The sequence below is a fragment of the Streptomyces sp. NPDC019531 genome, assembly GCF_044903305.1.
In the GTDB taxonomy this organism is placed as follows: Bacteria; Actinomycetota; Actinomycetes; order Streptomycetales; family Streptomycetaceae; genus Streptomyces.
This window is the reverse complement of the sequence record NZ_JBJDQL010000008.1, coordinates 44140-58346: the sequence shown is the minus strand read 5'-3', so window position 1 is coordinate 58346 and position 14207 is coordinate 44140. Positions and strand designations below refer to the sequence as shown.

Genomic DNA, 14207 nt, shown 5'->3' with positions numbered 1-14207 from the left:
GTGATCGATATCAACGAGTCCGTGATGCAGTTCCTTCTGGCGTTGATCGTGGCCGGCCCGCTCCTCGGCGCCGTCACGGCTCTGCTGCCGGCCCCACCCGGACTGAAGGGGAAATCGCCCGAGCTGGCAGTGCTGCGGCACGGTGTGACGGTCACCGGCGTGATCCTCATCGCCGCGGTCGTCCTCGCGCTCGGCTTCGACCACGACCATCCGTCGAAGATGCAGGCCACGACCGACATCAGCTGGATCCCCGCACTCGACGTGCGCATCCACCTCGGCATCGACGGCATTTCCCTCCCCCTTCTGGTCCTGACCGCGCTGCTGACCTTCCTCTGCGCGCTCTACTCCTATTTCAAAATGCCTGCGGGACCGACCCCGAAAGCCTTCGTCGCCCTGCTGCTCGTCCTGGAGTCCGGCACCCTCGCGACCTTCGCCGTCCTCGATCTGCTGCTGTTCTTCCTCGCGTTCGAGATGGTGCTCATCCCGATGTACTTCCTCATCGCCCGCTGGGGCGGCGAGAACCGTCAGGCCGCCGCCTGGCGCTTCATCCTCTACACACTGCTCGGCTCGGTCGTCATGCTGCTCGGCCTGCTCCTGATCGGGATCAAGGCGGGCACATTCGACATGGTGGCACTCGCCACTGACAACGGCCGGTCGCTGACCACATCCGTGCAGGTCATCGCCGTTCTGGCGATCGGGATCGGGCTCGCGGTCAAGACCCCGATGTGGCCACTGCACAGCTGGCTGCCCGACGCCCACACCGCCGCCCCGACCGTCGGCTCCGTCCTGCTGGCCGGTGTCCTGCTGAAGATGGGTACGTACGGGTTCGTCCGAATTCTGCTGCCGATCGCGCCCGACGGCTTCCGGGACTTCGCGCCCTACCTCGCGGCCTTCGCCGTCGTCGGGATCATCTACGGATCCCTGGCCTGCCTGGCCCTCGCCAAGCGGGGAGCGAAGGGCGACCTCAAGCGCCTCATCGCCTACTCCTCCGTCGGCCACATGGGCTTCGTCCTGCTCGGCATCGCCACCATGACCCCGACCGGCGTGAACGGCGCCCTGTTCGCCAACATCGCCCACGGCCTCATCACCGGCCTCCTGTTCTTCCTGGTCGGCGCACTCAAGGACCGCACGGGCACCACCGACCTCGACACCCTGGCCGAAGGGACCGGCGCCGCCCTGTACGGCAAGGCCCCGCGCCTCGGCGGCCTGCTCGCCTTCGGTGCGGTCGCCTCGCTCGGCCTGCCCGGCCTCGCCGGATTCTGGGGCGAGATGCTGGCACTGTTCGGCGCCTTCAACCCCGCCGACGACCTCAGCCGCCCTGCCTTCCTCACCTTCATGGCGATCGGTGCCTTCGGCACCCTCCTCACGGCGTCGTACATGCTCGTCGTGGTCCGCCGTGTCTGCATGGGCGCCATCCCTCAGGACGCCCCCCAACTGGCCGACGTTCACACATACGAGTTCGCGGCCTGGACCCCGCTCGTCGCCCTCACCGTCGTAGCGGGCCTGTGGCCGAAGGCTCTCCTGGGCCTGACCGACCCGGCCGTGCAGCAGCTCCTCGCAGGAGGCAACCGATGAGCACCCTGGCCGCCGTGGCCCAGCCATTTGCCTCTCCGGCCGAGCCACAGGCCGCGATGGCCGCGAACCTCGTCCAGTCCGTCGACTGGCTCGCCATCGCGCCGCCCACCATCGCCGCGGTCGTCGGACTCGTCGTCCTCGTCGCCGACCTGTTCGTCGGCGAGCACAAGAAGGCCCTGCTCGGCTGGGTGTCGGTCACGGGCCTGGCCGCCTCAGTGCTTCTGCTGCTGCCCCTCCTGGACGGCGACCGCAGCACCTTCTGCCTGACCGGCGACACAGACGTGTGCAGCTATACGGCCGATCGCTTCACGCTCGTCATCCAGTTCCTCGTCCTCGGCGGCGCCCTCCTCACGGCACTCCTGTCGGTCACGACCCTCAAGGACGCCGACAAGAGACTCCCCGAAGGGGAGTACTGGTTCCTGCTGCTCTCCTCGGCTGCCGGCGCGGCCCTCCTGCCCGCCTCCCGCGACCTGGCGACCCTCATCGTCGCCCTGGAAGTCGCCTCCCTGCCTGCCTTCGCCCTCGTCGGCATCCGCCACGGCGACCGCAAGTCCTCCGAGGCGGCGCTGAAGTTCTTCCTGTCCTCGGTCACCGCGACCGCGGTCAGCCTCATGGGCATCAGCTTCGTGTACGCCTCCACGGGCACCCTCTACCTCACCCAGGTCGCCGACAGGATCCAGAACGTCGACGGACAGCTCCACACCCTCACCCAGACCGGCGTCGTCCTCACCCTCGTCGGCTTCGCCTTCAAGACAGCCGCGGTGCCCTTCCACTTCTGGGTGCCCGACACCTATGCAGGCGCGCCCCTCCCGATCGCCGCCTACTTGTCGGTCGTCGGCAAGGCGGTCGGCTTCTCCGGCCTGATCCTGCTCACCGTCGTGGCCCTGCCGTCGTACGCCGACGTCTGGGGCCCGGCGCTCGCCGCGCTCGCCGCGCTCACCATGACCGTCGGCAACGTCGGCGCCTTGCGCCAGCAGGCAACACGCGCGTACAGCGCCGTACGCCTCCTCGCCTGGTCCTCCGTCGGCCAGGCCGGCTACCTCCTCGTCCCGATCGCCGCGGCCGCCTACTCCGACGACGCCGAGCGGTCCGTCGGCTCCACCCTCGCCTACGCGCTCATGTACGCCGCCGTGAACCTCGGTGCCTTCGCGGTGGCCGCGCTGGTGGGCCGTACAAGGGCCGCGAACCGCATCACGGACTACCGCGGCCTCTACGCGACCAATCCGCTCGCCGCCCTCCTCCTGGCCTTCTTCCTGCTCTGCCTGGCCGGGCTGCCGCCCGGAATCATCGGCCTCTTCGCCAAGGTCACCGTCTTCTCGGCGGCCGTCGACGCGGGCCTCGGCTGGCTCGCCGTGGTCATGGCCGTCAACGTCGTGATCGCGCTCTTCTACTACCTCCAGTGGACGACCCTGCTGTTCCGGGCCCCCGAGGGCGAACCAGCCGCCCACCGCGTCCCCGCCCCTCTCACCGCCGCACTCGCCCTGACCGGAGTCCTCGGCGTCGCACTCTCGGGCGCGCCCCAACTGGTGCTGCGCTTCGCCGACACCGGACTCTTCTGAACCGGGCCCCGACGTACCCGAAACGCCCCTCCCGGACCGTCACCCAGACGGCCCACCTGGGCCTCCGTACGCACAAGGGAACTAGTGACCCTCGCCTGGCGTTGAGCAGAACGGGAGGGTCCACTGGACGTGACAACACGGACCTGTGGCATCGCACATCGGAGACCAGCAAACAAAGGGTTCCCCTGCTGCACCACTTGGAGGGCGTACCGTGCACCGCCGGCACAACGGGCTCAGGACGGCAGTACTCCTCGGGGGACTGTCCGCACTCATCATCGTCATTGGCAGCCTCTTCGGCCGCCTGGGGCTGATCGTGGCCGTCCTGATCGCGCTTGGCACCAACGCTTACGCGTACTGGAACAGCGACAAGCTGGCTCTACGCGCGATGCGCGCCCGCCCGGTGAGCGAGTTCGAGGCCCCGGCCCTGTACCGCATGGTCCGTGACCTCTCCACCCAAGCCCGCCAGCCCATGCCGCGCCTGTACATCTCGCCGACCGAGGCACCCAACGCCTTCGCGACGGGCCGCAACCCGCGCAACGCGGCCGTGTGCTGCACCGAAGGCATCCTGCGCATCCTGGATGAGCGCGAACTGCGCGGCGTCATCGGCCACGAACTGAGCCACGTCTACAACCGCGACATCCTGATCTCGTCGGTCGCCGGCGCACTCGCCTCCGTGATCATGTTCCTGGTCAACTTCGCCTGGCTGATCCCCATCGGCCGCTCCGACGACGATGACGGACCCGGCCTCCTCGGCATGCTCCTGATCATGATCCTCGGCCCGCTGGCGGCCACCCTCATCCAGCTGGCCATCAGCCGCTCCAGGGAGTACGAGGCGGACACGTCGGGCGCCCAGCTCACCGGCGATCCCCTCGCGCTCGCCAGCGCCCTGCGCAAGCTCGAAATGGGCACCAAGCAACTGCCGTTGCCCCCCGAGCCGCGCATCGAGACCGCGAGCCACATGATGATCGCGAACCCCTTCCGCCCAGGCCAGGGACTGTCCAAGATGTTCTCGACGCACCCGCCCATGGCGGAGCGCATCGCCCGGCTCGAGAAGATGGCAGGTCGCCCCCAATGAAAACCATCCTGAACGTCATTTGGCTCGTCCTGAGCGGCTTCTGGCTGTTCCTCGCATACCTGGCCGCAGGCGCGCTGCTCTGCATCACGATCATCGGCATCCCGTTCGGGATTGCGGCGTTCCGCATCGGCGTCTACGCCCTCTGGCCCTTCGGGTACACCACCGTCGAGCGCCGGGACGCGGGCGCGCCCTCCTGCGTCGGCAACGTCTTGTGGCTGGTCCTGGCCGGCTGGTGGTTGGCCATCGGCCACATCGTCACCGGTCTCGTCCTCTGTGTGACGATCATCGGCATCCCGTTCGGCATCGCCAACTTCAAGCTGATCCCCGTGTCCCTGTTCCCACTGGGCCGCGAAATCGTCCCCACGGACGAGCCGTTCGCGACCCGCTGACAGGCGGGCCGGGGGAGTGGGGGCACCGAAGTACGTCCTGCTGTCGTACGACCGGGAAGCCGAGTTCGAGGGCGAGGAGGGCTACGAGGAGACCTGGGCCTTCTGCCAGGACGTCACCGACCTCTTCGCCAACCCGCCTCCTCCGGTCCGGGAGACGTACGAACTCCTCGGCTGCGTTCCCGAGGGCCCACTGGGTGAAGCCCTCGCCCACGCGCGGGCCTCGGGCTCGGCACCCCTCGGCGAACTCGCCCTGGAGATCCTCGACAAGGCCGGTGCAGCGGTCGGCGAATGGCACCTGGAAGCCGTGCGCGTCCTCGGCGACTGCCCCTGCCCGCGCGACCTGACCCTCTGGGACGTCACGATCGAGGGCACCGAACCTGACCACAACCCGTACGACTACCCCAGATGCCCGCCGCTGTCGCCGGGCTACCGGCTGTCGGGCCCGGAAGGCGGATCGTACGGCAGATGCCGTGACCTGGCCCGGATCCGCGAGCTGCGGAACGACCCCATGGAACCCCCGGCACGTCTGCTCGGCTGCTCGCCACGCGGTGCTCTGAAGGCTGCGTTGGACTCGGGGGAGGAGGACCTCGGCCATGCGAAGCTCCAGCGCGTCGACTGCTCCGGGCGCCCCGTGCAGGCCGCCGCCGAGGGCGAGTTGCGGGCCTGGATCCCGTCCGCACGCGGTCCCGGACTGGTCGACCTCACCCTCGACATGTGGTCGGAACGGCCACCGCTCGCGGCGCGAGAAGTGTGGGAGCTGTGGGACGAGGGGCGACCCAAGGCTCCCAACCGCTGGGCGCTCTGCGGCACCGAAGGACGCCGCTTCTGGCTCGGGACAGCTCGCGACAATCGTGAGCAGGGCCGCCCGGACCGGTCGCCGGACACGACGTACCACATCGACGGCCGCCACATCACCGACCTACCCGGCTTCTTCTGTGCCCTGGGCGAGGCGGTCAACGGCCCCGGCGGTTACTTCGGCTGGGGCCTTAACGCTCTGAACGACTGTCTGCGAGGCCGCTGGGGAGCTGCCCCGCCGCTCAGCCTGGTCTGGCACGATTCCGAAGTCGCCCGCCGATGCCTGGGCGTCACCCCGGAAGCCGTCCACCGCCCCCCGACCTTCAGTGAACTCGTCACCTTCCTCACCGAGAACCGCGTGGCCGTCCGCCTCGCCTGACCCGAGGTTTTCCACAACCCGGCGGTTGTCCACAGGCCTGCCCGACTGTCAGTGCCACCCTGCATCATGAATGCATGACCGAGAGCGAGCAGTTGCTGGCACGGGTGGCGGACAAGGCCCGCAACACCCGTCCGTGGGGCTGGACTTCCCTCCCCGAGCCGGTGGACGCGGCCACCCTGACCCGCGCTGAGGCCGCGCTGGGCTTCCGCCTGCCGCAGCTGCTCGCCGACCTCTACCTGCGCATAGGAGACGGCGGATTCGGCCCGGAGTACGGCCTGTTGCCCCTGCTCGACAGCCCTCCGGCCGGTGAGCCCGCAGCCGTTGTGCAGTACCTCGCCAACCGCAAGAGCGGCCGCAAGGACCCGGACTGGCCCTGGCCCGAGGGCGTCCTGCCGATATCCCACTGGGGTTGCGCGATGTACGCGTGCGTGGACTGCCACAGCCCGGAAGCCCCCGTCCTGCTCTTCGAACCGAACGCCGGCGACTGCGAACACTCCTGGTTCGTGGACGCCCCCGCCCTCACGGACTGGCTGAGCACCTGGGTCGACGGCAAGGGCTGGTACGAGGAGATGAACGAGGAGCTGGAGATGACCCCTTGGGAGGAGTTCCGCATACGCACGTCACCGCCGGCCCGGGCTTCCTGACAGTCCCTTCAGGGGGTTGTACCTCCGACCGACCTACCGCGGGCCCACCACTTCCGCGCGCCGTACGCCACCGCCCCGACCGCCAGCCCCCCCGCGCCCACGGCCACCGAGACCCACGGCAACGCGAACGCCAGCACCCCACACCCGAGCAGCCCGACCACCGGCACCACCCGGGCAGCCGGAGCCGAACTCAACGTCCAGGCCGACGCGTTGGCCACCGCGTAGTACGCGAGCACACCGAAGGAGGAGAACCCGATCGCGTCCCGCACGTCCACCGTGGCGGCAAGGACCGCGACCACCGCGCCCACGGCCAGTTCGGCCCGGTGCGGCACCTGGAAGCGAGGGTGCACTGCGGCCAGCGGGCCGGGCAGATGCCGGTCCCGGGCCATGGCCAGCGTCGTCCGTGAGACGCCCAGGATCAGGGCGAGCAGCGAGCCGAGGGCAGCCACGGCGGCACCCACCCGCACCACCGGCACAAGCCCCGGCACCCCGGCCGCCCGCACCGCCTCGGCCAGCGGCGCGTTCGCACGCCCCAGAGCATCGGCACCCAGCACGGAAAGGACAGCCACCGCCACACCCGCGTACACGACCAGCGTGATGCCCAGGGCCAGAGGGATCGCGCGAGGGATGGTGCGCGCGGGGTCCCGTACCTCCTCACCGAGGGTCGCGATACGCGCGTACCCCGCGAAAGCAAAGAACAGCAGACCGGCAGCTTGCAGCACCCCGCCCACGCCGCCGGAGCCCCCGGCATCCAGCCGGCCGGCCTCGGACGCGCCGGACCCCAGACACACGACCACCACGGAAGCGAGGACAGCGAGGACCACCGTCACGATCGCCCGGGTCAGCCAGGCGGACTTCTGGATCCCGCCGTAGTTCACCGCAGTCAGCGCCACGACGGCCGCGACGGCCACGGCATGGGCCTGGCCCGGCCAGACGTACGCCCCCACCGTCAGAGCCATCGCCGCACAGGAGGCCGTTTTCCCGACCACGAACGACCAGCCCGCGAGATAACCCCAGAATGGACCGAGCCGTTCCCGCCCGTACACATACGTGCCGCCGGAAGCGGGATACAGGGCGGCCAGCCGGGCCGAGGACGTGGCGTTGCAGTAGGCGACCACGGCGGCGGCCGCGAGTCCGAGCAGCAGTCCGGATCCGGCCGCGTGTGCGGCCGGGCCGAGGGCGGCGAAGATCCCCGCGCCGATCATCGAGCCGAGCCCGATGACGACGGCGTCGCCCACTCCCAGCGTGCGTCGCAGTTCCGCACCGGATTGCGTCATGGGCCGCACCCTACTGATCCGGTGCAACCGCGGGGCACGGCCCTGACGTCCTCTGCAGCAACAAGACGCGAACACCCGCTCGACGAACACCGAAACGCAAGCCGCACGAGTACGTCGTACGAGCACGCCGTACGACCCATGCGCATGGGCACCCGCAGAGTCTGCCGGGACGTAGATCACAGTCGCCCGACAGTGCGGGCACAGCGCGGAAGGGCAGGTTCAGGGCATGAGCATCATCGGCTGGATCATTCTGGGGCTGTTGGCCGGAGCCATCGCCAAGTTCCTGCTGCCGGGCCGCGACCCGGGCGGCTTCATCGGGACGACCCTCATCGGTGTCGCGGGCGCGTTCATCGGCGGCTGGATATCCGCCCGTTGGCTGGACCACCCGGTCACGAAGAGCTTCTACGACGGGGCCACCTGGGCCGCCGCGATCGGCGGTTCGCTCGTGCTCCTGATCGCCTACCGTCTTCTGTTCGGCAACTCGCGCGACTGACACCCCCCGAACCGCAGCCAGCAGGCGAGAAGGGTGGGCACCCGCCAGGTGCCCACCCTTCCTCGTGGATCGGTGGATCGATGGATCAGCAGCTCACCGGTAGTTCACGAACTGGATCGCGAAGTCGAAGTCCTTGCCCTTCAACAGGGCGATGATGGACTGCAGGTCGTCACGGCTCTTCGAGCTGACCCGCAGCTCGTCGCCCTGCACCTGGGCCTTCACGCCCTTCGGGCCCTCGTCACGGATGATCTTCGCGACCTTCTTCGCGTTGTCCTGGGAGATGCCCTCCTCGATCGACGCGAAGATCTTGTACTCCTTGCCGGAAAGCTGCGGCTCGCCCGCGTCGAGCGCCTTCAGCGAGATCCCGCGCTTGATCAGCTTGGACTGGAAGACGTCGAGGACGGCGTTGACCCGGTCCTCGGAGTTCGCCTCCATGAGGATCTTGTCACCGGACCACGAGATCGAGGCACCCACGCCCTTGAAGTCGTAGCGCTGAGAGATCTCCTTGGCGGCCTGGTTGAGGGCGTTGTCGACCTCCTGCCGCTCGACCTTCGAGACGATGTCGAAACTGGAGTCGGCCATGTCCTGTGGCTCCTTGTATCGGGGTGCGTGTCTGCGTGCGTACGGATGCGTATCGGCGTACGTGGGGGCGGGCGCCGAGCCCGGCGTCAACCCGGGCCGCATCCGCCCAAGCCTAGCCACCCCATGGCCTCCGGGCGCAGATCAATCGGGTGGCGAAGCACCCCTCGGCATCGGGTATTGTTTACGTCGTTGCCACGGAGCACCGCCGAAAGGCGGTTCGAAGGGCAGCAACCCCCGGCGGTGTGCCCGAGCGGCCAAAGGGAGCAGACTGTAAATCTGCCGGCTCAGCCTTCCCAGGTTCGAATCCTGGCGCCGCCACACGGAAAACAAGGGGCCCGTGACCAGCCAAAACAGCTGGTCACGGGCCCCTTGTCGTGTGTCCTGGCGATCGACGCGCTGTCTCGCTCTGTCTCGCGTTCGAACGCTCCGTCTCGAACTGCGTGGCCCAGACGTGGCCGGGAATTTCGGCCTGCTACGACCGCCCCTCCAGGCGAGCGGAGATCTTGGCATTCGCCGCTTCGTCTCCGTCGCTGAGAAACTTTGCGTAGACACGGAACAGCACGGCCACACTGTGGCCGGCGCGCTTCGCTACGAGCTGAGGTTCTACGCCAGAGCTGAGCCAGGTAGAGACAGCCGCGTGACGGAGATCATAAGGACGCTTGGCCAGTGCCGACCCCCGCTGAGCAGGTGTCAGGGCTCGCGTTCGAGCCTCAGCCCAGACCTCCCCGTACCCGGTGTCCTGGATCAGCCCACCGCGCTGTGTGCGGAACAGCCGGCCGTCCGGAGCTGTGCCGTACGCCATGACGTGCCACCGGAGCAGTGCGACCAGGTCCGGCGGGATCGGGACTACTCGCACTGCCTTCCGGGGGCGGTGCTTCAGGCCTCGCTTGTCGTGAGCTTCGCCGCTGTCCGTCCACGCTGAGCCGGATCGGGGTCGCGTCTCCCTCAGCCGCAACTTCCCCCATCCGCGCCGTGGGAGGTCACAGTCTTGGAGACGCAGGCCGATGACTTCAGCTGGCCGCGCCGCGGCGTAGTACATGCAGCCGAAGAACGGCATCAGGCGCCGACCACGGGGGCTCTGGTCCCGCACAGCGGCCAAGAGCTTCGCAGCCTGGGCAGGGTCCGGCACGCACGCCGGGTCAACCTCCTCTTCGACCTGTTCGGGCGCCTTCCACTGGACACGCGGCAGGGGGTTCTCCGACAGGAGTTCAGCGTCTACGGCGTACCCGAGGGCGTTGTGGAAGATGGCCCGCTTCCTGCGGATCACGCTTGCGGCAGCCGTCTTGCCGTCGAGCTTCTTGGTCAGGGCATCTAGCGCGGCACGGACCTGCATACGGTCTGCCAGAGCGGATGTGGGCAGGGACTTCGTCTCGAACCAGGCGAGCACCTTGACCACTTCGGCCGGGGGATCCTCCTGCCAGCGGTTCTTGTTGAACGCCCAGCTGTAGAGGGCGGTGCGTACGACTCGCGGGTCCGGCATGCCCTTGGTGTTCTTCACCAGGGCAGGCGTGACGGTTGCCATGGCTTCAGCGAGCGTGCGACGTGTCGATGCGGGGGAGTGGTCCCACTTCATGGAGATGTAGTTGCGGGCGTGCTCGTACCACGAGATGTCCCGCTCCTTGGTGAGCAAGGACTGAGGCAGGCCGCTCTCCACGTCGAACGGCTCGCCCTTGCGAGCGGCCGTCATGAGCTGGGCCCGGCGGCTCTCTGCCAGGCCTGACGTCTTGAAGGACTCCGAGTGCGGGCGAGTCCCGGTACCCCAGCGAACTTGGTAGGGCTTCCGCGTCGAATCACGCTTGCGGATTGCCCAGATCTTGACGTCGTAGGTCCATTCAGTCACGCGGCATCCAGTTCTTCTTTGAAGGCGTCCAGAACACTTCGGCGCACACAGATGCGGCCGGACGGCGTGCGCCGCGCCTCCGGCGTGTAGCCGCGGTCACGCCACCGGTACCAGGTGGCTCGGGTGATGCCGATCTCGTCCAACACGTCGCTGAGCGGCACCAGTTCGTCTTTCGGCTCGCGACGACGACGGGAAGGGGTGGCCATGTCGGGGTCTCCTTGAGACGGCAGGAGGGGAAGACGAACGAGAGGGGCCGTCGCAACCTTCGCGCGGCCCCTCTGGGAATCCGCTACATCCGCTACATCCGCTACAGCGCAGGTCAGGGGCCTGGCGTGTGTAGCGGATGGGCGGGATGTAGCGGATAGGTGTCGCTACGCCGTGCGGTCGCTGGTAGCGACTTGTGAGGTGATGTAGCGGATGCCGGGAAGCTCTTCCGCTACGGATTCACCCCCGCTGACCTGCGGTGTAGCGGATGTAGCGGATGTAGCGGCTTTCTCGGGGGGCGGGGGGCAGTAGCGCAGCCACGCGTCAGCGAGATCTTCGGCGTAGTAGCCCTTGGGGACACCTCGCGTGGTGCGGATGGATCGGGGCCCGATCGGCTCGTTCTTCGCCGTGACGTACTCCCCGAGCATCTTGGACAGCGAGCGGGCGTTGAGGGGCTTGCCGTTGCCGTCCATGTCTGCCCAGGGCGCGTCGTCGATCCGGTGAAGGAGTTCGAGGATCGCAGCCGTGGGCATGCGCTCTGCTCCGCAGAACACCTTGTCGCGCAGGTCGGTCAACAGCCGGATGCCGATGGAGGAACCGCTGCCCTCGCCAGCGGCACGGACCAGTTCCAGGCAGGCCGCGCGGGCTCGCTCGGGCCAGTGCCCGCCGGCCGCGTCGGCGACCGCGAGCAGCGGCTCCCACACGTCGGCGGGCCGGTCGGAGACTCCCTCGGGCATCTCCGGCCAGGCCGCGGCGATGTCGTCCCTGATGGTGTCGGCCCACTTGGCGAGCCGGTCACGCAGGGCATGGCCCTGCTTCTCGTGGACGCGCCGACGGTACGGTTCGGCCTTCTCGTTGGGTGCTTTCTTGCGCATGCGGATGATGACCGAGCGGGTCAGGATCGTGTCCGGCAGGGAGCCGAGTCCGGCCATGGCGACCGCGCAGAACGAGGAGAACCACTCGGTGCTCTGGTTGGAGCCGTCGCCGACGCAGCGCAGGGACTTGGCGCCGCGTCGGTAGCCGGAGTTGAGGAAGCCGCGGACCTCTTCGTTGCCACCGGCCTTGGGCCCGAACACAGTGTCGATCTCGTCGAAGAGCAGCGTCGGGGTTCCTCCGTCGGCCTCCACCAGCCGGAACAGCGCGTTGGCGGAGGCGTTGACGGTGGTAGCCGCGCGCGGGGTGAGGGTCTCCACAATCTCCAGGGCGCGGGACTTGCCCGATCCCGGCTCGGGAGAGAGGAACGCGAGGCGGGCGGTGCCGTCGAACGCGTCGATCAGGTGCGCGTGTGCGTCCCAGAGGGTGACGGCGACGTAGGCGGCCTCGCGGGGGAAGACGTTGAAGCGGCGGTGGAACGCTTCGACCTCATCGAGCAGGGCCGCGCCGTCGATGGACACCTGGGCAGGCACGGTGTCGGTCATGCGGGGGACCTCCCTTTCTGGGAGCTCCGCGACGGGTGCAGGTCGCGGTCGTCGGAGCGAAGAGCTGAAAGGACGCCTTCGGCGTCGCCCCTTCGGACGCCCACCGCCCGCTCAGAGCGGGGCGGTTGGGCGTCGTACGGGCCGTACGCGGCGCGCGGGAGGCAATCCAGGGCGGGGGAGCGAGAGGCGGTCACACAGCCTCCCGCGGTGTCGCGTGCGCCGAAATCCAGTCCATGGCGCTGCGGATGGTTGTGCGGCACTCGGCAGCCGACAGTCCCGTCGACTCTCCCGCCGCCTGGATTGCCTCTTCGACCAGTTGGCGGGAGATGTGTCCCCAGGCGACGAACCGAGCCACCTTGCACGCACTGCGGTGCAGCGTGTTGTTGCGGCCGTTCGGCCCGCCCTCGCGCGCGGCCCGGATGACCGCACACTCCCTTTCCAGCGCGGTGCGGGCGGCCTTGGTGCCGTCGCGCACCGGAGCGAGCGTGGCCGGGGCCGTGGGTTCGGTGGGCTTGTCGAGCAGGTCGGCGAGCCAGGCGGGCAGCCGCATCACGGGGGCAGCCTCGGTGACCTCGTAGGCGCCCTGATCGGTGGTGCTGCCGGCGGCGAGGACGTAGCCGCCCCACGCGCGGGTGTCGATGTGGGCCCCGAGCCGGTTCACACTGCACTTCAGCCGCGCGCCGGGTGGGGTGGTGAAGTACAGGTGGGCCCCTCCGCTGGGAGTCCGCGCCTGGTAGGTGAGCGGGTAGGGCTGTCCGGCGCGCTCGCAGAGCGCCTTGAAGGAAGTGGCGCCGTCAGGCGCTCCTTCTGGCTCTTCCGGCTTGCACACGTCCAGATCGACGACGACCAGACCGGCCGGTCCGGTGGCGATCCCGACGTTGTACGGGCGGTGGGCCCATGCCGCCTGGATCAACTCGGGGTCGGTGGTGGCCCGCTGTTCCGGGGTGCGGTGCCCGCCCGCGCAGCGTCCGGTGCGGGGGCAGGAGCGTTCGGGGTGCCCGGCGGGCCGCTTGGCGCCCGGAACCACCGGGAGGACCGGCCAACCCCGCTCGCCGCACAACAGGGCCGCGGCGAGCAGGTGCAGGCTCTCCAGGGCCACGATCGGCGGTTCACTCATGCCGCAGCCTCCTGTGGTGCGATGGAGGTGAAGCAGCCACAGCCGCCTTCATCGAACAAGTCGAGCTGTTCCGGTTCCTCTTCGACGCGGCAGCGCAGCGTGGCCAGCGTGAGCGGCTTCGTTGTGCCGCCCCGGCGATCCCGCAGGATCGAGACGTCCTTGCCGAGTAGGCGGCGCATCTTATCTTCCGCGGCTTCGGCGCGGGCGTACCGCTCGGGGAAGACCTTCAGCAGCCGCACCCATTGGGCCTGACCGCCCTTCACGCACATGCCTCCGCAGTTGTTGTGCGCGAAGCCGAGCCGGTACAGGCGCGGGTCGATCAGCCCGGCCGCGCGGGCCTCTGCCCGCAACAGGTCCTTGTCGTGGTACGGAGGATCGGTCAGCGGGTATTCCGCCCGCCACGGTGCCCAACTGGCCCGGTTGCCGGGGATACGGTCGGGCTCCGACCAGTCGAGGCCGATGTACAGCATCGTGTTGTCGAACGTGAGCTGGTCATTGGTGGCCAGCCAGTCGCGGCACATCTTCAACTTCAGTTCAAGGGCGCAGTGCGCGAGCTGGGTGTTGCCGAGCCACCGCTTGTCTTCGAAGACCTGCCAGGGGTCGCGGCCGTCGGCGACACGAGTGATCGGCACGCCAAGCTGGGCGCTGGCCTGCTCGTTGAACGTGTACAGGTCCTCGTCTTCGGCCAGTGTGTCGGCGAAAAGCAGGACCGTGTTGGCCGTGCCGTGCTGGGCGATGACGTGGCGGGCGGTAGCCCATGAGGTAATGCCGCCGGACCACATGACGACGCGCATCACGTCACCGTGCGTTCGCGGTGGGCGCTCTGCTCGCCGAATGGGGAGGGGTTGAGTCATGCTGGG

The 14207-nt window shown here is 68.8% G+C and carries 14 protein-coding genes and 1 tRNA gene; 8 read left to right on the top strand and 7 right to left on the bottom strand.

Going from position 1 to position 14207, the window contains the following annotated elements; translation table 11 throughout:
• The 6 genes from ACI2L1_RS12645 to ACI2L1_RS12620 all read left to right on the top strand — a co-directional run bounded on the left by ACI2L1_RS12645 (position 1) and on the right by ACI2L1_RS12620 (position 6416).
• Entirely contained in the window at positions 1 to 1575 is a 1575-nt protein-coding gene (locus ACI2L1_RS12645; RefSeq protein ID WP_404739322.1) for an NADH-quinone oxidoreductase subunit M, read from the top strand.
• A 56-nt stretch (positions 1576 to 1631) separates the two neighbouring features.
• Positions 1632 to 3134 (top strand): NADH-quinone oxidoreductase subunit N, encoded by a 1503-nt coding sequence (locus ACI2L1_RS12640; RefSeq protein ID WP_404739495.1) that lies wholly within the window; start codon positions 1632 to 1634, stop codon positions 3132 to 3134.
• 211 nt (positions 3135 to 3345) lie between these two features.
• Positions 3346 to 4209, top strand: coding sequence for a zinc metalloprotease HtpX (gene htpX / locus ACI2L1_RS12635; protein WP_404739321.1), 864 nt, complete (start codon positions 3346 to 3348; stop codon positions 4207 to 4209).
• Entirely contained in the window at positions 4206 to 4598 is a 393-nt protein-coding gene (locus ACI2L1_RS12630; protein ID WP_404739320.1) for a YccF domain-containing protein, read from the top strand. Before htpX ends, ACI2L1_RS12630 begins: the two co-directional genes overlap by 4 nt.
• A gap of 16 nt (positions 4599 to 4614) precedes the next feature.
• On the top strand, positions 4615 to 5772 hold the full coding sequence (locus ACI2L1_RS12625) for a barstar family protein (RefSeq protein WP_404739319.1): 1158 nt from the start codon (positions 4615 to 4617) through the stop codon (positions 5770 to 5772).
• 74 nt (positions 5773 to 5846) lie between these two features.
• On the top strand, positions 5847 to 6416 hold the full coding sequence (locus ACI2L1_RS12620) for an SMI1/KNR4 family protein (RefSeq protein WP_404739318.1): 570 nt from the start codon (positions 5847 to 5849) through the stop codon (positions 6414 to 6416).
• Between the two features lie 8 nt (positions 6417 to 6424).
• On the opposite strand, the gene ACI2L1_RS12615 is transcribed toward ACI2L1_RS12620, so the two are convergent.
• Entirely contained in the window at positions 6425 to 7693 is a 1269-nt protein-coding gene (locus tag ACI2L1_RS12615; RefSeq protein WP_404739317.1) for an APC family permease, read from the bottom strand.
• Positions 7694 to 7919: 226 nt separating this feature from the next.
• Between ACI2L1_RS12615 and ACI2L1_RS12610 the strand changes: the two genes are divergently transcribed.
• Positions 7920 to 8186, top strand: a complete 267-nt coding sequence (locus tag ACI2L1_RS12610) for a GlsB/YeaQ/YmgE family stress response membrane protein (protein WP_391318121.1) — start codon at positions 7920 to 7922, stop codon at positions 8184 to 8186.
• Between the two features lie 93 nt (positions 8187 to 8279).
• Here the strand turns inward: ACI2L1_RS12610 and ACI2L1_RS12605 are convergent, their stop codons facing one another.
• Entirely contained in the window at positions 8280 to 8768 is a 489-nt protein-coding gene (locus ACI2L1_RS12605; protein WP_020120527.1) for a YajQ family cyclic di-GMP-binding protein, read from the bottom strand.
• Positions 8769 to 9004: 236 nt separating this feature from the next.
• On the opposite strand from ACI2L1_RS12605, the gene ACI2L1_RS12600 reads away from it, so the two are divergent.
• Positions 9005 to 9086, top strand: a tRNA-Tyr gene (locus ACI2L1_RS12600).
• Positions 9087 to 9240: 154 nt separating this feature from the next.
• Here the strand turns inward: ACI2L1_RS12600 and ACI2L1_RS12595 are convergent.
• The 5 genes from ACI2L1_RS12595 to ACI2L1_RS12575 form a co-directional block, all read right to left on the bottom strand.
• Positions 9241 to 10608, bottom strand: coding sequence for a tyrosine-type recombinase/integrase (locus ACI2L1_RS12595; protein ID WP_404739316.1), 1368 nt, complete (start codon positions 10606 to 10608; stop codon positions 9241 to 9243).
• Positions 10605 to 10814 (bottom strand): helix-turn-helix transcriptional regulator, encoded by a 210-nt coding sequence (locus ACI2L1_RS12590; protein ID WP_380986526.1) that lies wholly within the window; start codon positions 10812 to 10814, stop codon positions 10605 to 10607. The genes ACI2L1_RS12595 and ACI2L1_RS12590 overlap by 4 nt, the downstream gene beginning before the upstream one ends.
• Before the next feature lie 165 nt (positions 10815 to 10979).
• The gene (locus tag ACI2L1_RS12585) at positions 10980 to 12230 is read right to left on the bottom strand and encodes a DUF3631 domain-containing protein (protein ID WP_404739315.1); all 1251 of its coding nucleotides are present in this window, start codon (positions 12228 to 12230) and stop codon (positions 10980 to 10982) included.
• Positions 12231 to 12420: 190 nt separating this feature from the next.
• Complete coding sequence (locus ACI2L1_RS12580; RefSeq protein ID WP_404739314.1) at positions 12421 to 13347, bottom strand: bifunctional DNA primase/polymerase; 927 nt, start codon at positions 13345 to 13347, stop codon at positions 12421 to 12423.
• Entirely contained in the window at positions 13344 to 14141 is a 798-nt protein-coding gene (locus ACI2L1_RS12575; RefSeq protein WP_404739313.1) for a hypothetical protein, read from the bottom strand. The genes ACI2L1_RS12580 and ACI2L1_RS12575 overlap by 4 nt, the downstream gene beginning before the upstream one ends.
• Between the last annotated feature and the right edge of the window lie 66 nt (positions 14142 to 14207).

Coding starts and splice junctions, on each gene's coding strand:
- ACI2L1_RS12580 (WP_404739314.1), bottom strand. CDS start 13,347: ATGAGTGAACCGCCGATCGTGGCCCTGGAGAGCCTGCACCTGCTCGCC.
- ACI2L1_RS12620 (WP_404739318.1), top strand. CDS start 5,847: ATGACCGAGAGCGAGCAGTTGCTGGCACGGGTGGCGGACAAGGCCCGC.
- ACI2L1_RS12615 (WP_404739317.1), bottom strand. CDS start 7,693: ATGACGCAATCCGGTGCGGAACTGCGACGCACGCTGGGAGTGGGCGAC.
- ACI2L1_RS12630 (WP_404739320.1), top strand. CDS start 4,206: ATGAAAACCATCCTGAACGTCATTTGGCTCGTCCTGAGCGGCTTCTGG.
- ACI2L1_RS12590 (WP_380986526.1), bottom strand. CDS start 10,814: ATGGCCACCCCTTCCCGTCGTCGTCGCGAGCCGAAAGACGAACTGGTG.
- ACI2L1_RS12610 (WP_391318121.1), top strand. CDS start 7,920: ATGAGCATCATCGGCTGGATCATTCTGGGGCTGTTGGCCGGAGCCATC.
- ACI2L1_RS12575 (WP_404739313.1), bottom strand. CDS start 14,141: ATGCGCGTCGTCATGTGGTCCGGCGGCATTACCTCATGGGCTACCGCC.
- ACI2L1_RS12605 (WP_020120527.1), bottom strand. CDS start 8,768: ATGGCCGACTCCAGTTTCGACATCGTCTCGAAGGTCGAGCGGCAGGAG.
- ACI2L1_RS12585 (WP_404739315.1), bottom strand. CDS start 12,230: ATGACCGACACCGTGCCTGCCCAGGTGTCCATCGACGGCGCGGCCCTG.
- ACI2L1_RS12640 (WP_404739495.1), top strand. CDS start 1,632: ATGGCCGCGAACCTCGTCCAGTCCGTCGACTGGCTCGCCATCGCGCCG.